The sequence below is a fragment of the Nakamurella sp. genome (genome assembly GCF_048594475.1).
Classification (GTDB): Bacteria; Actinomycetota; Actinomycetes; order Mycobacteriales; family Nakamurellaceae; genus Nakamurella.
On sequence record NZ_JBMDXT010000506.1, the window covers coordinates 1 to 18,542 of the forward strand.

Consider the following 18,542-nt stretch of genomic DNA (forward strand, 5'->3'; position numbering starts at 1 on the left):
CCCGCCCCCGTCGAACGGGCGGCCCGAGCCCGTCCCCCGCCGGCCCGGGGCGGTGTCCCGGGTCGCCGCGCGGCTGGTACGTGGCGACTGGGTGGTCAAGCTGCTGGCCACCGCCTGCGTGGGCGCGGTGTTCTTCACCCCGTTCCTGTCGAACGACGTCTACCGGCAGGTGTTCTCGTCGGGGAACATGGCCGGCTTCCTCGCGCCGTTCCCGCTGGACGACCTCAAACAGGTCAAGCAGACGCTGAACGAGCTGCCGCCCGGCAAGACCGTCGTCCTGCCGCCGACCGAGACGGCCAAGCTGGTCGCCGACAGCAACGGGGTCGACCACAAGTTCATCGACAAGTTCTTCATCTACTACCTGGACAAACCCAGCTACTACTACGGGCTGACCGGCGACGTGAAGAACAAGTTCGAGTTCTTCCTCATCCTGCGCGGCCTGTACTACCAGCAGGACTGGTGGCTCAACATCGCCCGGGACATCGGCGTGCGGTACGTCGTGGTCAACCGCAAGATCCACTCCAACAACGGCGTCGGGGCCGAGTACCTGCCCAACGTCGAGAGCTACGTCGAACCGGCCCTGGCCCGGCTGAACCCCGAGGTCCAGCTGCGGATGAGCAACGACAGCTACGCCCTGTACGAGATCGTCGACCAGCCCCCGCCGGACCGGCAGGTGCTGTGGGTGGACTCCAGCTGGCAGAGCTACCTCGATCTGATCTTCAACCGGCGTGACCTGAGCCGCTGCTACTCCTTCGAGTACACCCCGTACGCGGACGTCGACCGGATCACCGGCGACGGGCAGACCATCCTGCTCACCGACGACCAGCACACCTCGGCGCTTGACCTGTACCTGATGCAGCATCCGGAGGCGTTCTCCGGGCCCGACTCACGCATGTTCGCCTTCAATCCCGACGTGGTGGCGTCGAACTACTACCTCTCCCCGATGTTCCGGGCGTTCCTGCTGTTCTCCATCACCAAGTGGAACCGCACCGGGATGATCACGCCCGGGGTGTTCGGGACGCTGAAGGGCTCCTTCATCGGCCTGCCCCGGGCCACCGAGATCAGCGTCCCGGTGAAGATCACCGAGCCGGGCCGCTACCGCGTGCTGATGCGCACGGCGGACACGATCAACCGGCTGCACATCACGTCCCCGTCGTTGGGCTACGACCGGACCGTGGAACTGCGCTCGCCGCCGCAGAACGTCAAGCTCTTCCCCACCGACCAGGTCTACAACCCGGACCGGGTGCCGGTGGACACGTCCGGGATGACCGTCGAGGAGCTCGAGGCCAAGATCCCCGACGAACTGGTCCCGGTGAACTCCGGCTACTCGTTCCAGGACCTCGGCGTGGTCGACGCCAAGGCCGGCACCGCGACCTTCGCCATCGACAAGCTCGACACGAACCCCATGCTGTTCGAGGGCATGGTGCTCATCCCGGAGGACGAGTACCAGTCGCTGAGCCTGCCGGCGAACATCACCCCGATCACCGACCCGAACACCCTCGGCTGTTCGGAACGGACGAAGAGCTCCGGCGACAAGGACGGCTACGTCGACCCGGCCGCCAACCCGGCGCACGCCGACCTGACCCAGGACGAGTTGCTGAACCTGGCCGCCGCCGACGTGCAGGACCTGGAGCCGCCGGAGAGCGGGGTCCTGGGCTCCAAGTGGCTGGGGGTCGGGCTGACCCTGGCCCTGCTCGTCCTGTCCGGGCTGCTGGTGCGCTGGCGCGCGCGGCTGGCCCCGGTCGACCCCGACCCGCCCGGCGACGACCCGCCCGGCGACGACCCGCCCGGTGACGGACCGGATCCGCCGCCCGCCGGCCCGGATCCCCCGCCCGCCGGCCCGGATCCGCCGCCCCGCCACGAGTCCTGACCTGCCATCCGACCCACCGCGAAGGAGCCACCATGGCCGCACCACGACGCATCGTCTTCCTCGGCACCCACGGCCAGTACAACATCGGCGACGAGCTGCTGCTCGAGACGTTCCTGACCCAGCTCGGCGCCGAGCACCGGTACGTGGTCAACAGCTACGACCCGGCCTTCACCCGGGCCCAGCTGGCCGACCGGTTCACCGTGACCGTCATCGACACCGCGACCGAGCGAGCGCGGCTCCTGCGTGCGCTGCGCACCGCCGACGTGCTGTGCTTCGGCGGCGGCTCGATCATCAAGGAGCTCTACGCGAGCACCGGCCGGCACCGCTACTCCACGATGCTGATGATCCTGGCCATCGTCACCTTCACGAGGCAGATCGCCCGCAAGCCGATCGCGATGCTCAACGTCGGGGTCGGGCCCATCCGCTCACCGGGCGGGCGGCGGATCGCCCGGCTGATCCTGCGTCAGGTCGACGAGCTGTCGGTGCGCGACCGCCGGTCGCTGGAGCTGTGCCGCGAGATCGGGGTGCCGGCCCGGGCGGCCACCGACGCGGTGTTCTCGCTCGATGCGGCGGCCCTGCTGGAGGAGGCGGCGGCCGTGAGTCCGCCGGCCGATCCGGTCTCCCGCCCGGCGGCCCCGGTGCGGGTGGCGCTCAACCTGAACTTCGACGTGGAGAACCCGGCGAACTGGGAGTCGTTCCTGACCGGGCTCGCGCACGCCTTGACCGTTCTGCACGCGCAACAGCCGATCGAGCTGCACACCCTGCCGATGCAGACCGGTTTCAAGTCCCACGACGACGCCGAGGTCCTGGCCGAGTTCGCCGGCCGCATCCCCGGCATCCCGGTCGTCCGGCACGACCTGCGCACCCCCGGCGACGTCGCCGCCGTGATCCGCGACTGCGACGTCGTCCTGTCCGAGCGCCTGCACGCGATCGTGCTCGCCTCGATCCTGGGCGTGCCCTCGTTCGCCCTGGTGTACGACCAGAAGGTGGGCGAACTGGCCGCGATGCTGCGGATGCAGCGGTGGAGCCTGGACATCAACTCTCCCTTCGACGCCGACGCCCTGGCCGGGCAGCTCGTCGACCTGGTCCGCGAGCGGGTGGCGGTGGCCGGCCGGGTGGAGCAGGTCACCGCGGAGCTGCGGACCCGGGCGCGCGCGGACTTCGACCGCGCCCGGCGGTGGGTCGCGGGTGGGTCGCCCGCGTCGCAGGACGCCGAGTTCGCCCTGGCCGGGCCGTCCGGACAGGGGTGACCCCCTTCCCCGACCGGCCGCGGCCGATGCGGCCCCGGCGAGCCGACCTTTACCCTGTCCCTACCCTGGTTCGGCACGGCCCCCGTAGCCCAATCGGCAGAGGCAGGCCACTTAAAATGGTCACAGTGTGGGTTCGAGTCCCACCGGGGGCACGCTCCCCTGCGGTGTCCGGACCCGGCGGTGGGCTTCGCCACCGGGCGCCGGATCAGCCCAGGGACAGCGCGATACCGTCCAGGATGTCGTGTTCGGACACGGTCACCGTCTCCAGTGGACCCCGGACCCGGCGGGCCACCAGGTCGACCATCGTGGACAGGATGAGCGCTCCGCCGCCGATGACGTCCACCCGGCCCGGGTGCATGTAACCCAGCGCGGCGCGGTGGGCCCGGGTGGCGCCCAGCATCGTCTGCGCGACGGCGTGGACCCGATCCACCGGGATCTGCGCCAGGTGGATCCGGGCCGGGTCGTAGGTCGGCAGCCGCAGCGCGGCCGCGGCGACGGTGGTCGCGGTGCCGGACACCGGCACCAGCCGGCGGACGCGCTCGACCGGCAGCCGGTCGAGACCGTCGGCCAGGATCTGCCGGGCCCAGCGGGCGGCCTCATCGCGCTCGGCGGTGGTCGGCGGGTCGCCACGCAGGATCCGCTCGGTGATCCGCACGCAGCCGATGTCCAGGCTGATCCCGCCGGCGATCCGGTTCACGGCGCCGTCGCGCTCGCCGACGACCAGCTCGGTCGACCCACCGCCGATGTCCACGACCAGGAACGGCCCGGTCGAGGGGTCGAGGTCGCCGACCGCACCGGCGAAGGACAGCTCGGCCTCCTCCCGGCCGGTGATCACTTCCGGGTCCTGCCCCAGGGTGGAGCGGACCATGTCGACGAAGTCGGCCCGGTTCTGCGCGTCCCGGGTCGCCGAGGTGGCGACCATCCGGGTGCGGACCGCGCCCGAGGCGGTGATGACCGCGGCGTAATCGGCCAGTGCGCGCCAGGTGCGGTCCAGGGCGTGCTCGGAGATCCGGCCGGTGGCGTCGACGCCCTGCCCGAGGCGCACGACCCGCATCTCGCGGTGCACGTCGGTCAGCCGGAGCCGGCCGTCGGGCTCCCGGGCCACGTCGGCGACGAGCAGCCGGATCGAATTGGTGCCGCAGTCGATGCCGGCGACCCGCAGGCTCCGTTCCCCCGTCATGCCGCTCCCACCGTCGTCGTCACGGACCGGACGCTACCCGCAGCTCGCGCGCGCTCCGGCCGCCGCACCCCGCTCCCCGCACCCGCACCCGCACCGGCACCGGCACCGGCACCGGCACACCATCGGATGCCCGGCCCGGCAGACCATCCGCACCCACACCCCGGCACCCCACCCAGCCGCACCCCCGGCCTACCCGCGGAACATCGGACGCCCCCAGCCCGGCCACCCATCCGTGACCGCCCGCCACCCCCGCCCGGATCGATCGACTCGCCTGATCCGCGGCTTCCGGGCCCGGCCGAGCGTGCGGATGAGGCGAGTCGGCGCCGGACCGCCGCGGGCGCGGCGCGGCCTTCTCGGCGCGGCCCGGACCCCCGGAGCGGGTCGGACCACCGGGCCGGAGGGTAGAACTGGTCGGGTGCCGCCCACCCACGCCGTGACCAACACCGTGGCCCCGCTGGTCGGGTTCGACGCCGCCGCGGCCGACCCCGCCCTGGCCGCCGGGCTGGCCGCCGCCGGCACCGGGCCGACCCCCGTGCTGCGCGCGCTGGCCGTGGACGCCGGGTCGGCGCAGTGGCTGGAGCACGCCCGGCTGGCCGACGCCCACCCGCCGGTGCTGCACACGCACGACCGGGCCGGTCATCGGATCGACGAGGTCGAGTACCACCCCTCGTGGCACGCGCTGCTGGGCCGCGGGGTCGCGGCCGGGCTGCAGGCCGCGCCGTGGGCGCCGGCAGCGGGGCCGCACGCGCACCTGCACCGGGCCGCCGGCTTCTACCTGTGGACGCAGACCGACGCGGGCCCGATGTGCCCGCTCTCGATGACCTACGCCGCGGTGCCGGCCCTGCGGCACGACCCGGTGCTCTCCGCCGAGCTGGAGCCGGGGCTGCGCTCGCGCAGTTACGACGTCGACCGGCGGCCGGCCGCGACCAAGGCCGGCCTGCTGGCCGGGATGTCGATGACCGAGAAGCAGGGCGGCTCCGACGTCCGGGCGATCGGCACGGTCGCGGTGCCGGCCGGGTCGGCGGGCAGTGGCAGTGGCGGTGGCGAGTACCGGCTGACCGGCCACAAGTGGTTCACCTCGGCCCCGATGAACGACGTGTTCCTGACGCTCGCGCAGGCGCCGGGCGGCCTCACCTGTTTCGTGGTGCCCCGGGTCCGGCCGGACGGCTCCGGGAACGCGATCGCCCTGGTGCGGCTCAAGGACAAGCTCGGCAACCGGTCCAACGCCTCGGCCGAACTCGAGTACGACGGCGCGCTGGGCCGGCGGCTCGGCCCGGAGGGCCGGGGCGTGGCCACCATCCTGGAGATGGTGACGATGACCCGGCTGGACTGCGTCGTCGGATCCGCCGGGCAGATGCGGGCGGGCCTGTCCCAGGCCGCGTTCTACGCGGCCCGCCGGCAGGCCTTCGGCCGGACCCTGGCCGACCACGAGCCGATGGCCGCCGTGCTGGCCGACCTGACGGTCGAGTCGTGGGCGGCCACGGTGACCGCGCTGCGGCTGGCCGACCTGGTCGACGCCACCGTGCGCGGGACCGCGCCGCAGACCGGGGTGGACCCCGACCCGGCTGCGGCCCTGCTGCGGCTCGCGCTGCCGGCGGCCAAGTTCTGGATCTGCAAGCGGGCGGTGCCGGTGCTGGCCGAGGCGCTGGAGTGCTTCGGTGGCAACGGCTACCTGGAGACGTTCCCGATGGCCCGGCTGCTGCGCGAGTCCCCGCTCAACGGCATCTGGGAGGGCACGGGCACGGTGACCGCGCTGGACGCGGTGCGGGCCCTGGCCCGCAGCCCGCACAGCGCCGAGGCGCTGCTGGCCGAGCTGTCCACCACGGCCGGGGCCCACCCGGCGATGGACGCCGCCGTCCGGACCTTGACGGGCCGCCTGCGGTCGGATCCGGACCCGGCCGCGGCCCGCGGCCTGTGCTCGCTGATCGCCCGCACCCTGGCCGCGAGCCTGCTGATCCGGCAGGCCCCGCCGCCGGTCGCGGACCTGTACTGCGCGACCCGGCTGGACGGGATCGGCGACCGGGTCTTCGGGGAGCTGCCGGCGGGCTACCCGACGCGCGCGATCGTGGCGGCGATCACGCCGGTCGCGGGCTGAGCCGGGCGCACGGGGCGGCGCCGCGGACGTAGTCGGCCAGCATGTCCACCGCCCGGTCGCCCAACGGGTTCACGCCGCGACCGACCGCCAGCGAGTGGGCCACCAGTACGTGCAGGCACTTGACCCGGTCGGGCATGCCCCCGGCGGTGACGGCGATGCCGAGATCGTCGATCGAGTTGCGCAGCGCCAGGTACTGCTCGTGCGCGGCCCGGTAGGCGGCCGCCAGCTCCGGGTCGGCGGCGAGCTCCTCGGTCATCTCCCGCATCACCCCGCCGGCCTCCATCCGGCCGATCGCCGAGTTCAGCACGGAGCAGCACAGGTAGAACAGGGTCGGGAAGGGGGTGCCGTCGGGCAGTCGCGGGGCCGTCTGCACCACCGCGGGCACCCCGTGGTCGCAGCGGTAGGCGACGCCCAGCAGCCCCCGCGGCGGCCGGCCCAGTTCGCGCGTCAACGCGGCGACGTCGTCGTCCGTCGCCGGCGCGATGTGCAGCGCTACTGCCCCTCCTCGGTCAGCGTGTCCCACAGCCCGCCGTACCAGGGTCCGGTCGCGGCGGGGACGACCGCCGACCCGTCGTCGGCGGCGGCCAGCGGCGGGGCGTGCACCACGAACACCACGTCGCCGGGCGAGACGTACTGCAGCCGGCGCCGCGCCTCGGCGGCCACGTAGTCGTTGTCCAGCAGGGCGTCCTTGCGGGCCTGCAGATCGGCCCGCTGCTGCTCGAGATCCTGCTGGGAGGCCACCGCGGCGGCCAGATCGGCGCGCTGCTCCAGGTAGTTGCGCAGCGGGAAGGCCACCGACAGCGCGACCGCGCACAGCACCAGGCCGAGAACGGCCACCTGGCGGGCCAGGGCCGACTGGGGCATCAGACTGCGGCCGGGCAGGACCGGGGCCCGCCAGCTGCGGGTCGACCGGCGCGTGGTGCCTGGCGCCGCCGACGCCGGCGCGGTGCCGGGCCGCGGGCCCGACGGCCGGGACGTGCCGGTGCGGGCACGGCCGGACCGGCTCTTGCTCCCCGCGGCGGCCGACCGGCTTGCGCTCCCGCGGGGGCCGGCACCCGGGGGACGCTGCGGGGTGTCACTCATTCGATCGCCGATTCCTCCGGTCGGGAACCGGCGATGTCACCGGCCTCAGGAACCGGCAGAGTATCGCGGGAAGGCGAGCTCGCCGAGGTACCGCGCCGCGTCACCGAGGTTCTCCTCGATGCGCAGCAGCTGGTTGTACTTGGCCACGCGCTCGGACCGCGCCGGGGCGCCGGTCTTGATCTGCCCGCAGCCGGTGGCCACGGCCAGGTCGGCGATGGTGACGTCCTCGGTCTCGCCGGACCGGTGGCTCATCATGCAGCGGTAGCCGGCGTTGTGCGCCAGCGTGACCGCGTCCAGCGTCTCGGACAGGGTGCCGATCTGGTTGACCTTGACCAGCAGCGCGTTCGCGGCGCCGCGGGCGATGCCGTCCTCCAGCCGCTCCGGGTTGGTGACGAACAGGTCGTCGCCGACGATCTGGAGCTTGCTGCCGAGCTGGGTGGTCATGGAGATCCAGCCGTCCCAGTCGTCCTCGGACAGCGGGTCCTCGATGGAGACGATCGGGTAGTTGGCGATCAGATCGGTGTAGATGGCGATCATCTCGTCCGAGGTCCGGCTCTGACCCTCGTAGGTGTAGACGCCGTCGTTGTGGAACTCGGTCGCCGCCACGTCCATGGCCAGCACCACGTCGGTGCCGAACCCGAAGCCGGCCTTGGTGATCGCCTCGGAGATCAGGTCCAGGGCGGCCTTGCTGGAGGACGCGGCCGGCGCGAAGCCGCCCTCGTCGCCCAGGGCGGTGGAGAAACCGGCCTTCTTCAGCACGGACTTGAGCGAGTGGTAGACCTCGGCGCCCCAGCGCAGGGACTCGCGGAAGGTCGGCGCGCCGATCGGCGCGATCATGAACTCCTGGACGTCGACGCCGCTGTCGGCGTGCGCGCCGCCGTTGACGATGTTCATCATCGGGACGGGCAGGATGTGCGCGTTCGGCCCGCCGATGTACCGGAAGAGCTCCAGCTCGGCCGACTCGGCCGCGGCCTTGGCCACCGCGAGCGAGACGCCCAGGATCGCGTTGGCGCCGATCCGGCCCTTGTCCGGGGTGCCGTCCAGGTCGATCAGCTTCTGGTCGATGACCCGCTGCTCGATCGCGTCGTAGCCGATCAGGGCCGGGCCGATCTCCTCCAGGACGGCGTCGACAGCCTTGAGCACGCCCTTGCCGAGGTAGCGGGCCGAGTCGCCGTCCCGCAGCTCGACGGCCTCGTGCTCGCCGGTCGACGCGCCGGAGGGGACCGCCGCGCGGGCCAGCGACCCGTCGTCGAGCGCGACCTCCACCTCGACGGTGGGGTTACCCCGGGAATCGAGAATCTCGCGTGCACCGATGAGTTCGATGGCCGCCACTGGGCACATCCCTTCGCTTGCGGATACGGAAGTCTGTGATCCGGTCCGGGTCGGCGACGGCTGTGCCGTCAGGACCCGAGCCGCGTCAAGCCTAGAGGCGAACGCCGACGCGGTCGCGTCGGACTCACCCCGGCCGGCCGGACCCTGCCGGCCGGGGCGCCGTCGTCGCAGGTGGGCGGTCGGCCCGCGGCCGCCGGCGGCACGAAGTCAGGACCTTGGTCCCGGCCCGGCCGGCCCGTCCAGGGCCCCCCGGACCACGGCCGCGATCGCATCGGCCTCGATGAGGAACCCGTCGTGGCCGTAGTCGCTGTGCATCACGACCAGCGGCCGTGCGGTCGGCGCCGTCGCGATCAGCTCGCCCTGGACCGGCAGGAACAGCCGGTCCGAGTCGACCACCGACACAGTCAGGGCCGCGGTGATCCGGCCCAGGGCGGCGGCCACGCCGCCGCGGCCCCGACCGATGTCGTGCGAATGCATGGCCTCGGTCAGCACCAGGTAGGAATTCGGGTCGAACCGGCCGGCCAGCTTGTCGCCGTGATGCTGCAGGTAGGACTCGACGGCGAACCGGCCCCCGCGCAGCGGATCCTCCGACCCCTGGGGGGACCGGCCGAACCGGGTGTTCAGCTCCAACGCCGAGCGGTACGTCGTGTGCGCGATCTGCCGCGCGATCGCCATGCCGGCCAGCGGGGCCGGCCCGCCGTAGTAGTCGCCGCCGCGAAACTCCGGATCGGACCGGATCGCGGCGAGTTGAGCCGCGCCCCAGGCGATCTGGTCGGCACTGAAGGACGCGCAGGTGGCCAGGGCCAGGCACCGGTCGACCCGCCCCGGATGGGTCACCGCCCATTCCAGCGCGCGCATGCCGCCCATCGACCCGCCGACCACCGCGGCGAAGCGGCGGATGCCCAGCGCGTCGGCCAGGGCGGCCTCGGCCGCGACCTGGTCCCGGATCGTGAGGCGGGGGAACCGCGAGCCGTAGGGCCGGCCGTCCGGCGCGATCGACGACGGGCCGGTCGACCCCCGGCAGCCACCCAGGACGTTCGCCGCGACGGCGAAGTACCGGTCGGTGTCCACCGGGGCGCCGGGGCCGATGAGGCCGTCCCACCAGCCCGGGGTGGGCTGGTGCGGCCCGGCCGGGCCGACCACGTGCGCGTCGCCGGTCAGGGCGTGCAGCACCAGCACCGCGTTGTCCCCGGCCGCGTCGAGGGTGCCCCAGCTCTCGTAGGCCAGGGTGACCGAGTCCAGGCGCCCGCCGGACTCGGTCACCAACTGTCCGACGTCGAGGTACCGACGTGGATCGGCCCGGGCGTCGGTCCCCACCGGCGATCCCGGCAGGGCGGTCACTGCCCCTTCGCGGCCCGGAACCCGGCCTCCAGGTCGGCCAGGATGTCGTCGATGTGCTCGATCCCGACGGCGAGCCGGATCAGACCCGGGGTCACGCCGGTGGTCAGTTGCTCGGCCGGGGCCAGCTGGGCGTGCGTGGTCGAGGCCGGATGGATGACCAGGGACCGCACGTCGCCGATGTTGGCCAGGTTGGTGAACAGCTCCAGCGCGTCGGTGAACGTCTGACCCGCCTGCACCCCGCCCTTGATCTCGAAGGTGACGATCGGGCCGCCACCCAGTGGCGCGTACTTCTGCTGCAGGTGGTGCCACGGGCTGGAGGCCAGACCCGGGTACGACACCGACTCGACCTCGTCGCGCCCGGCGAGGAACTCGGCCACCCGGCCGGCGTTGTCGTTGTGCCGCTGGACCCGCAGGGACAGCGTCTCGATGCCCTGGGAGATCAGGAAGGCGTTGAACGGGCTGATCGCCGGCCCGATGTCGCGCAGCCCCTGCAGCCGGGCCTTGAAGATGAACGCCACGTTGGTCTTGAACAGCCCGTCCGGGCCGAGGTCGACGCCCCAGGTCAGGTTGTTGTAGCTCGGGTCCGGGGTGTTGAAGTTTCCGAAGCGATCGGCGTGGCCGACCCAGTCGAACTTGCCGGAGTCGACGATGACGCCGCCGATGGCGGTGCCATGGCCGCCGAGGTACTTGGTCGCCGAGTGCACGACGATGTCCGCGCCGTGCTCGATCGGGCGGATCAGGTACGGCGACGGAACCGTGTTGTCGACGATCAGCGGCACGCCGACCTCGTGCGCCACCGCGGACACCGCGGCGAAGTCCAGCACGTCGAGGGCGGGGTTGGAGATCGATTCGCCGTAGAAGGCCTTGGTGTTCGGCCTGGCCGCGGCCCGCCACGACTCGGGGTCGTCCGGGTCGGCGACGAAGTCGACGGTGATGCCCAGCTTGGGCAGCGTGTAGTGGAACAGGTTGTAGGTCCCGCCGTAGAGCCGCGGCGAGGCCACGATCTGGTCCCCGGCCTCGGCCAGGGTCAGGATCGCCAGCGTCTCGGCCGACTGACCGGAGGCCACCAGCAGCGCACCGACGCCGCCTTCGAGGGAGTTGATCCGGTCCTCGACCACGGCCTGGGTCGGGTTCATGATCCGTGTGTAAATGTTGCCCAGCTCTTCCAGGGCGAACAGCTTGCGGCCGTGCTCGGAGGAGTCGAACGCGTAGGACGTGGTCTGGTAGATCGGCAGCGCCCGGGCCTTGGTGGTCGGGTCGGGGGTCTGGCCGGCGTGGATCTGTCGCGTGTCGAAGGACCATTCGGCGGACATGGGATCTCCTGATGTCGGGTGATCGGGGGTCACTGGGTGGAAGCTCGTGGGTGCACACGGTGACGGGCGGCCCTGCCGGGGCCGCGCCGGAACGGCACCCTCAGTGGCTACATCGCGGCACGCCGGCACTCCCTCGCCCGATCCGGACGCGCTGCGTTCTCGCGGCGCGCCGCCTCTTGCCGGGCGAGTCTAGGCCCCGGTGGGGACCGCCGGGCGGGGCGGGCCCCGCCCGCCCGGCGCACGATCGAGCCGCGCCCCTGACGAGGGTCCGGGTGTTGTCGCATCGTCGAGGACCAATCGCCTCGACATGCCGGCAACCCGTTCGTCACGCAAGATTCACTTTCGAGGCAGATTCCCACCACTGCCTGTAACACTTCGCCGAAAGGGACCAAACGATCGGACCATGGCATCGGAGAGACACAGCGATGACACTGGTTGTAGGCCAAAAGGACGAACAAGCAGGGCCGAACAGAGAACTTCACCCGGTGTTGGGGAGCTGGTGGCCTTCGGGTCACCGAGGTCCCCGACGCTCGGGCCGGTGATGGCCAGGAGCGCCGGACGCTCATGCCGGGGCCGCGTGGGTGGCCGGGCGGATGAGCGGCCCGGCCGGAATCGGGACCGTGCGCGAGCGGCGGTCGGTCCCGCGGATCGAGGGCAGGGGAACGGAGTCGAGGTGAGCGGTCAGGAGCCGGCGTACGTCGGGCAGGTGGAGCGGGACCTCGACGGACGCCTCTGGGCGGTCCTCTATCTGGGCGACCAGGTCGTCCACAAGGAGCAGGTCCGCTCGCTGCGCAAGGGACGGCGCCGGGTGACCGATCTCGTGCTGTCGGCGGCCGACGTCCTCGCGCCGAGCCCGCGTCGCTCGGCCCCCGCGCACCTGTCCCGCGTGGTGACCCCGCAGACGCCGGTCGCCCGACATCGTCGCGCCCCCGTCGCCGGAGTCCACTGATCCGTCATCCTGGTCCGGTGATCCCCACCGGCACCCAGGTCGTTCTGCACGGCCGCGGCTTCACCGCCATCGTCACCGAGGTCGGCGCCACCCTGCGCGAGTTGAGCTGGCAGGGCCGGCCGCTGGTCGCCGGCTTCGGCCGGCACGACCTGCCGCACGCCTACCAGGGCGCCGTACTGGCCCCCTGGCCCAACCGGCTGGCCGGTGGCCGGTACCGGTGGGCCGGCCGTGACTACCAGGTGCCGCTGACCGAGCCGGAACGGCTCACCGCCCTGCACGGTCTGGTCTGCTTCGCCCCCTGGCAGGTGGCCGACCGCGACGCCGAGTCCGTCACGCTCACCCATCGGCTCTGGCCGCAGCGGGGCTACCCGTTCGCCCTCGACCTCCGGGCGCACTACGCGCTGTCCGACGCGGGTCTGACGTTCACCCTGACCGCGACCAATGCCGGCGCGGCCGCCGCGCCCTACGGTGCTTCGTTCCACCCGTACCTGGTCGCCGGCACCGGCACGGTCGACGACTGGACGGTGCAGGTGCCGGCCTCGACCTACCTCACCGTCGACCCGGACCAGCTGCTGCCGGTGGCCCTGGCGCCGGTCGGGCCGGCCGGGTACGACTTCCGCTCCCCCACGTCGTTGCGCGGCGTGGCGATCGACCACGCGCTGACCGACCTGGATTTCGGCGCCGACGGGACCGTCGCGCTGCGCCTGCTCGGACCGGGCGGCCGGGGGGTGGCGATGAGCTGGGACCGGGGCGCCCGGTGGCTGCAGCTGTGCATCCCCGACGAGCACAACCCGGCGATGACCCGCCAGTCGCTGGCGGTGGAGCCGATGACCTGCCCGCCGGACGCGTTCAATTCCGGCACCGACCTGATCACCCTGCCGCCCGGTGGCGAGCACACGTTCGCGCTCACCATCAGCCCGATCGACCCGTCCCGGCCTCCAGCGTGAGCAGCCGCCGCTTCGCCTCGGGACCGCCGGCGTATCCACCGGGCGTGCCATCGGAGCGGACCACCCGGTGGCACGGCACCACGATCGGCAGCGGATTGGCCCCGCAGGCCGAACCGACCGCCCGCACCGCCCGCGGGTGGCCCGCCGCCGGCGCGACCTGCGCGTAGCTGGCGGTCGTGCCGTAACCGATCCGGGGCAGTTGGGCCAGGACGTCGGCCCGGAAACCGGTGGTCAACCGGTGGTCCAGCGGCAGGTCGAAGGCGCGGCGGCGACCGGCGAAGTACTCGTCGAGCTCCCTGGCCACGGCCTCCAGCGGCCGCGGATCGGCCAGGATCCGGGGTCCGACCCGCTCGGCGAGATCGTCCAGGACGCGCTCGTGGTCCTGCCCGGAGAAGGCGATGCGGACCAGGCCCACCGGGGTGGCCGCCAGCAGCAGCGGCCCGAGCGGGGAATCCAGCGTCCGGTAGGAGACGTCGAGCAGGTCCTGACGGTGGGCGGCGGCGACCAGCCGATCGTGCAGCCGCCCCGCCGCCGCGCGGTCGGCCGGGCCGACGGCGGCCAGGACCGCCTCGAGGTCGCTCACGTGGGCCGGACTCATCGGCGGGCTCCTTCGCGGTCGGTTCGGCCGTCGCTTCGGCCGTCGGCGCCAGGGTCGACCCGGCCGTCCCCTTCCGGGCCGGCCGGCGGGCCGGTCGAAGGTCCGGCTCGGTGGGTGGCCGGCGCCGGTCCGGACAGGGTGCGGCGCAGGGAACCGATGCCGTCGGCCGCGGCGCGGCGGGCGGCCTCGGGGGTGCCACCGACGATCGCGGCGACCTCCCGGTACGGCAGCCCGGCCACGTGGTGATGGACGACCGCGTGCCGCTGCCGCTCGGGCAACGCCCGCACCGCCGCCCACAGCTCGTCGTCGGGCTCGGCGGGCAGCCCGAGCGTCGAGCGCCCATCGGGCAGATCGGCCAGCGGCACGGCGCGACGGGCCTGCCCGCGGAGCACGTCGATCGCCTTGCGGTGGGCGATCGTGGTCAGCCAGGCGGCCACGTTGGCCTCGACCGGCAACTGGGGGTAGGCGCGCAGCGCGGCCAGGAAGGTCTCGGCCCACGCGTCCTGGGCGTCCGCGGGCCGCAGCAGGGCCCGGCACACCCGCAGCACGGTGGGACCGTGCTCGGTCACGATGCGTTCGAACGGTGCCCGGGCCACGTCAGGTCGACGCCCCGGGCACCGGGAACGTGAGGTGCCGCATGCGGGTCAGTCTGCCCGCGCCCGCCGTGGCACCATTCCGCGCATGACGCCCGTGTTTCCGCCGGCCCGTACCCCGAACCCGCTGGACGCCCCGCCGCTGCGCTGGGGGGTGCTGGCGCCCGGCCGGATCGCCGCGGCCTTCGTCACCGCGGTCTCCCGGTACACCCGCCAGCGGGTGGTGGCGGTCGGCTCGCGCTCGCTCGATCGCGCGTCCGCGTTCGCCGCGGAGCACGGCATCGACCGGGCCGTCGGGTCGTACCAGGAGCTGGTGGACGACCCGGCGGTGGACGTGGTCTACGTCGCGTCACCGCACAGCGAGCACGCCGCCCAGGCCGGACTGGCCGTCGCCGCCGGCAAGCACGTGCTGGTGGAGAAGGCGTTCACGCGGAACGCGGCGCAGGCCCGGCACCTGGTGGCGGCCGCCCGGGCCGCCGGCGTCCTGGCCGTCGAGGCCATGTGGACGCGCTTCCTGACGCAGACCGACGTCCTGGCCCGGCTGCTGGCCGACGGGGTGCTGGGCGAGGTGACCACCGTGCTGGCCGACCACGGCCAGCACTTCGCGCCCGACCCGCAGAGCCGGCTGTTCGCCCCGGAGCTGGCCGGTGGGGCCCTGCTCGACCTGGGCATCTACCCGATCTCGTTCGCCTCGTTCGTGCTCGGCGCCCCGGATTCGGTGGTGGCCACCGGATCCCGGACCGCCACCGGGGTGGACGCGCAGGTCTCGATGACGCTGAGCACGGGGACGGCGCAGGCGTGCCTGAACACCACCCTGCTGGCCGCCACCCCGACGACGGCGTCCGTCTCCGGCACGGCCGGCTCCGTCGAGATCACCGGGCCGTTCTACGCGCCCGCGTCGATGATCCTGACCACCGCGGACGGCCGGGCCGTCCGCGAGCCCGATCCGGTCGCCGGGCATCTCGGACTGTGTTTCGAGGCCGCCCACGTGGCCCAGCTGATCGCCGACGGCGCGACCGAGTCGCCCCTGCTGCCCCTGGACGAGACGGTCCGCATCCTGGAGACCGTCGACGAGATCCGCCGGCAGGTCGGCGTCCGCTACCCCGGCGAGTAGGTCCGCGAATGTGAACATCGCGTCACGGACCCGGTACAAGCTGTGCGCGCTCGCCGCGCTCTGCGCATTCATCGCCGGGCAGGCCGCGTTCGCTCTGGCTCTTCTGGCCCTGGCGATCGACCGTATCGGCGGCCGCTGGGGTGGTCTGCTGCTCGACCTGGTCGGGCTGGCCGACTGCGACCTGACGCCCGACATCGCCTACCTTCCGGAGTCCTGCTCCGCAATCCGGGCCGTCTCCGACGAGTTCGGGTCGGTGCAGAACGCCCTGCTCGTGGGTAGTGCCGTCATGGTGCTGGTCTGCCTGGCGTTCGTCGCTGGTGCCGTCGAGATCCTGCGCCGCCGCGGCGGACTGATCCTGCTCATGGCCAGCGGCCTGATGGTCGCCCTGGTCGTCGCCGCGCTGATCGTCGGCGGCTGGGACTGGGTCCTGGCGCTCTACCTGATCCCGCCCGGCTGGATCTTCCAGCGGTTGTTGCGCGCCCACTTCGCCCGATAACGCTCGACCCCGCGGCTGGGCCAGGGGTCACTCTTGCCCCTGACTGAACACGCGTTTAGTATTCTGTTCGTGAGTTCAGTCCACTCGCCGGCCGCCGACCTGACCGCCCGTGCGCGGATCCGGGACTCCGCGATCGTCTACATCGGTCGCCACGGATGGCGGGCGGCCACGGTCCGGGCCATCGCCACCGACGCCGGCGTCTCCGCGGCGCTGGTGATCCACCACTTCGGGTCCAAGGACGGGCTGCGAGAGGCGTGCGACGCGCACGTCACCGGCCTGATCGACGAGCTGAGCCGGCAGGCGGCCGAGAACCTCGGCGTCGGCGACACCCTGGACCTGATCAACGCGGCCCCCCACCTGGCGCCGCTGACGCCGTACGTCGTCCGGACGATCGGCGACGGCGGCGAGTTCGCGCAGCGCCTGTGGGACCGGCTCGTCGACGACACCGAGCGTTACCTGCGGGCCGCCGTCGCCGGCGGCGTCGCCCGCCCGACCGACGACGAACGGGTGCGGGCGGAGCTGCTGGTGATCTTCAAGCTCGGCACGTACCAGCTGGCCCGTTACGCCCTGCCCCCCGCCAACGGGGCCCGGCCCGACGACCTGGACCTGGCCGCCATCACCGACCGCTACGGCGTACCGGCCCTGGAGTTGTTCACGCACGGCCTGTACCGCACCAGTGACTACCTGGACGCCTTCCGCGCCCGCCGGCCGGCGCCCGACCCGGCGCCCGACCCGACGACTGACCCCGCGACCGACCCCGCGACCGCAGAATCGAGGCAGCGATCATGACCGTTCCCACCGATCGGCCCGCCATCCGGATGGACGGCGTGGTGAAGACCTTCGGCTCCGTCCGCGCCCTGGACGGGCTCGACCTGTCGGTGTCGGCCGGCGAGGTCCACGGGTTCCTCGGGCCGAACGGGGCGGGCAAGTCGACGGCGATCCGGGTGCTGCTCGGCCAGTTGCGCGCGGACGCCGGCACCTCGACCGTGCTGGGGGCCGACGCCTGGATCGACGCGGTGCAGCTGCACCGCCGGCTGGCCTACGTGCCGGGGGACGTCAACCTGTGGCCCAACCTGTCCGGCGGCGAGACCATCGACCTGCTGGCCCGGCTCCGCGGCGGCATCGACACCCGGCGCCGGGACGAGCTGATCGAGCGCTTCGAACTGGATCCGCGCAAGAAGGGTCGCGCCTACTCCAAGGGCAACCGGCAGAAGGTGGCGATCGTGGCCGCCTTCGCCTCTGACGTCGAGCTGCTGGTCCTGGACGAGCCGACGACCGGTCTGGACCCCCTGATGGAGGCCGTCTTCCAGGACTGCGTGAACTCCGAGAAGGACCGGGGCCGGACGGTCCTGCTGTCCAGCCACATCCTGTCCGAGGTCGAGGCCCTGTGCGACCGGGTCAGCATCATCCGCTCGGGTCGGGTGGTGGAGACCGGGACGCTGGCCCAGCTGCGACACCTGACCCGGACGGCGATCGCCGCCGAGGTCGATGCCGTGCCGGACGGGCTCGCCGTCCTGCCCGGGGTGCACGACGCGGTCGTCGAGGACCACCGGATCAAGCTCGACGTGGACGCCGCCGCCCTGGACGGCGTGCTCGCCGCCCTGGTCGCGGGCGGGGTACGCACCATCTCCGCGTCGCCGCCCACCCTGGAGGAGCTGTTCCTGCGGCACTACGGGGACCGCCTGGACCCGACGGCGGCCGGGACCGCGGACGGCGCCCCGGACGGCGCCCCGGAACGCACCCCGGACGGCGCGGGCCCGGCCGCCGGTCGGACGGCGGTGCGGCGATGACCGGATCACGGGACGGGGCCGGGTCCGGCCGGAGCGGCGGGCCGGGGAGCACCGCCACCGGAACCATGACCATCACCGCGACCACCACCGGCTCCGCCCGCGCCGGCGGCCCGCACGACCGGCTGGCCGGTACCGGCACGTTGATCCGCCTGGCCCTGCGGCGCGAGCGGATCCCGCTGCTGGCCTGGGTGCTGGGCATCGGGCTGGTGGCGGCGTCGACGTTCTCGGCCATCGCCGCGCTCTACCCCGACGAGGCCGAGCGCGCCGCCCTGGCCCGGAGCATCGCCGTCAATCCGGCCTTCCTGGCCATCACCGGCCCGATCTCCGGCACTTCGGTGGGCGCCATCTCGGCCTGGCGGGTGACCGCGGTCGGCACCTCCCTGGTCGCCCTGATGGCGGTGTTCACCGTGATCCGGCGGACCCGGGCCGATGAGGAGAGCGGGCGCACCGAGCTGATCGCCTCATCGGTCGTCGGCCGGGCCGCCCCGCTGGCCGCCGCGGTGGCGGTCGCGGCCGGTGCCAGCCTGGTGATCGGCGTGCTGGCGGCCGCCGCCGGTCTGGCCAACGGGCAGGACGCGATCGGGTCGATCG

Annotated in this window: 16 protein-coding genes, 1 tRNA gene and 2 pseudogenes; 11 read left to right on the forward strand and 8 right to left on the reverse strand. The window is 73.2% G+C overall.

What is annotated here, in order from left to right; genetic code table 11:
- The 3 genes and pseudogenes from ACOJUF_RS22990 to ACOJUF_RS23000 form a co-directional block, all read left to right on the forward strand.
- A pseudogene (locus ACOJUF_RS22990) lies at nucleotides 1-1,870 on the forward strand (hypothetical protein); the annotation flags it as partial.
- Nucleotides 1,871-1,902: 32 nt separating this feature from the next.
- Complete coding sequence (locus ACOJUF_RS22995; RefSeq protein WP_420124140.1) at nucleotides 1,903-3,120, forward strand: polysaccharide pyruvyl transferase family protein; 1,218 nt, start codon at nucleotides 1,903-1,905, stop codon at nucleotides 3,118-3,120.
- Between the two features lie 78 nt (nucleotides 3,121-3,198).
- Nucleotides 3,199-3,272, forward strand: a tRNA-Leu gene (locus ACOJUF_RS23000).
- 53 nt (nucleotides 3,273-3,325) lie between these two features.
- On the opposite strand, the gene ACOJUF_RS23005 is transcribed toward ACOJUF_RS23000, so the two are convergent.
- Nucleotides 3,326-4,300, reverse strand: coding sequence for an exopolyphosphatase (locus ACOJUF_RS23005; protein ID WP_420124141.1), 975 nt, complete (start codon nucleotides 4,298-4,300; stop codon nucleotides 3,326-3,328).
- Between the two features lie 415 nt (nucleotides 4,301-4,715).
- On the opposite strand from ACOJUF_RS23005, the gene ACOJUF_RS23010 reads away from it, so the two are divergent.
- Complete coding sequence (locus ACOJUF_RS23010) at nucleotides 4,716-6,395, forward strand: acyl-CoA dehydrogenase family protein (RefSeq protein WP_420124142.1); 1,680 nt, start codon at nucleotides 4,716-4,718, stop codon at nucleotides 6,393-6,395.
- Here ACOJUF_RS23010 and ACOJUF_RS23015 read toward each other — a convergent pair.
- The 5 genes from ACOJUF_RS23015 to ACOJUF_RS23035 all read right to left on the reverse strand — a co-directional run bounded on the left by ACOJUF_RS23015 (nucleotide 6,376) and on the right by ACOJUF_RS23035 (nucleotide 11,464).
- Nucleotides 6,376-6,918, reverse strand: a complete 543-nt coding sequence (locus tag ACOJUF_RS23015) for a DUF501 domain-containing protein (protein WP_420124143.1) — start codon at nucleotides 6,916-6,918, stop codon at nucleotides 6,376-6,378. The two genes, ACOJUF_RS23010 and ACOJUF_RS23015, sit on opposite strands and share 20 nt — an antisense overlap.
- Nucleotides 6,888-7,259: an FtsB family cell division protein gene (locus ACOJUF_RS23020; protein WP_420124144.1), complete on the reverse strand. Its 372-nt coding sequence runs from the start codon at nucleotides 7,257-7,259 to the stop codon at nucleotides 6,888-6,890. The genes ACOJUF_RS23015 and ACOJUF_RS23020 overlap by 31 nt, the downstream gene beginning before the upstream one ends.
- A 264-nt stretch (nucleotides 7,260-7,523) precedes the next feature.
- Nucleotides 7,524-8,810 carry a phosphopyruvate hydratase gene (eno, locus tag ACOJUF_RS23025; RefSeq protein ID WP_420124145.1) on the reverse strand — a complete coding sequence of 429 codons (1,287 nt, stop codon included), beginning with the start codon at nucleotides 8,808-8,810 and terminating at the stop codon, nucleotides 7,524-7,526.
- A 207-nt stretch (nucleotides 8,811-9,017) separates the two neighbouring features.
- Nucleotides 9,018-10,127: a homoserine O-acetyltransferase MetX gene (metX, locus tag ACOJUF_RS23030; protein ID WP_420124146.1), complete on the reverse strand. Its 1,110-nt coding sequence runs from the start codon at nucleotides 10,125-10,127 to the stop codon at nucleotides 9,018-9,020.
- 20 nt (nucleotides 10,128-10,147) lie between these two features.
- Nucleotides 10,148-11,464 (reverse strand): bifunctional o-acetylhomoserine/o-acetylserine sulfhydrylase, encoded by a 1,317-nt coding sequence (locus ACOJUF_RS23035; protein ID WP_420124147.1) that lies wholly within the window; start codon nucleotides 11,462-11,464, stop codon nucleotides 10,148-10,150.
- 673 nt (nucleotides 11,465-12,137) lie between these two features.
- Here ACOJUF_RS23035 and ACOJUF_RS23040 point away from each other — a divergent pair.
- Together ACOJUF_RS23040 and ACOJUF_RS23045 are read left to right on the forward strand one after the other, a co-directional pair.
- Entirely contained in the window at nucleotides 12,138-12,413 is a 276-nt protein-coding gene (locus ACOJUF_RS23040) for a hypothetical protein (RefSeq protein WP_420124148.1), read from the forward strand.
- A 17-nt stretch (nucleotides 12,414-12,430) separates the two neighbouring features.
- The gene (locus ACOJUF_RS23045) at nucleotides 12,431-13,360 is read left to right on the forward strand and encodes an aldose 1-epimerase family protein (protein ID WP_420124149.1); all 930 of its coding nucleotides are present in this window, start codon (nucleotides 12,431-12,433) and stop codon (nucleotides 13,358-13,360) included.
- Here ACOJUF_RS23045 and ACOJUF_RS23050 read toward each other — a convergent pair.
- Both ACOJUF_RS23050 and ACOJUF_RS23055 read right to left on the reverse strand, forming a co-directional pair.
- Complete coding sequence (locus ACOJUF_RS23050; RefSeq protein ID WP_420124150.1) at nucleotides 13,326-13,958, reverse strand: methylated-DNA--[protein]-cysteine S-methyltransferase; 633 nt, start codon at nucleotides 13,956-13,958, stop codon at nucleotides 13,326-13,328. The genes ACOJUF_RS23045 and ACOJUF_RS23050 overlap by 35 nt on opposite strands.
- A complete protein-coding gene (locus tag ACOJUF_RS23055) occupies nucleotides 13,955-14,554 on the reverse strand; it encodes an RNA polymerase sigma factor (protein ID WP_420124151.1) in 600 nt (199 codons plus the stop codon). Before ACOJUF_RS23055 ends, ACOJUF_RS23050 begins: the two co-directional genes overlap by 4 nt.
- A gap of 85 nt (nucleotides 14,555-14,639) precedes the next feature.
- On the opposite strand from ACOJUF_RS23055, the gene ACOJUF_RS23060 reads away from it, so the two are divergent.
- The 5 genes and pseudogenes from ACOJUF_RS23060 to ACOJUF_RS23080 all read left to right on the forward strand — a co-directional run.
- Complete coding sequence (locus ACOJUF_RS23060) at nucleotides 14,640-15,665, forward strand: Gfo/Idh/MocA family protein (protein WP_420124152.1); 1,026 nt, start codon at nucleotides 14,640-14,642, stop codon at nucleotides 15,663-15,665.
- Nucleotides 15,666-15,675: 10 nt separating this feature from the next.
- Nucleotides 15,676-16,161, forward strand: coding sequence for a hypothetical protein (locus ACOJUF_RS23065; protein ID WP_420124153.1), 486 nt, complete (start codon nucleotides 15,676-15,678; stop codon nucleotides 16,159-16,161).
- Nucleotides 16,162-16,230: 69 nt separating this feature from the next.
- Complete coding sequence (locus tag ACOJUF_RS23070; RefSeq protein ID WP_420124154.1) at nucleotides 16,231-16,950, forward strand: TetR family transcriptional regulator; 720 nt, start codon at nucleotides 16,231-16,233, stop codon at nucleotides 16,948-16,950.
- On the forward strand, nucleotides 16,947-17,951 hold the full coding sequence (locus tag ACOJUF_RS23075) for an ATP-binding cassette domain-containing protein (RefSeq protein WP_420124155.1): 1,005 nt from the start codon (nucleotides 16,947-16,949) through the stop codon (nucleotides 17,949-17,951). Before ACOJUF_RS23070 ends, ACOJUF_RS23075 begins: the two co-directional genes overlap by 4 nt.
- Nucleotides 17,952-18,016: 65 nt before the next feature.
- A pseudogene (locus tag ACOJUF_RS23080) lies at nucleotides 18,017-18,542 on the forward strand (ABC transporter permease); the annotation flags it as partial.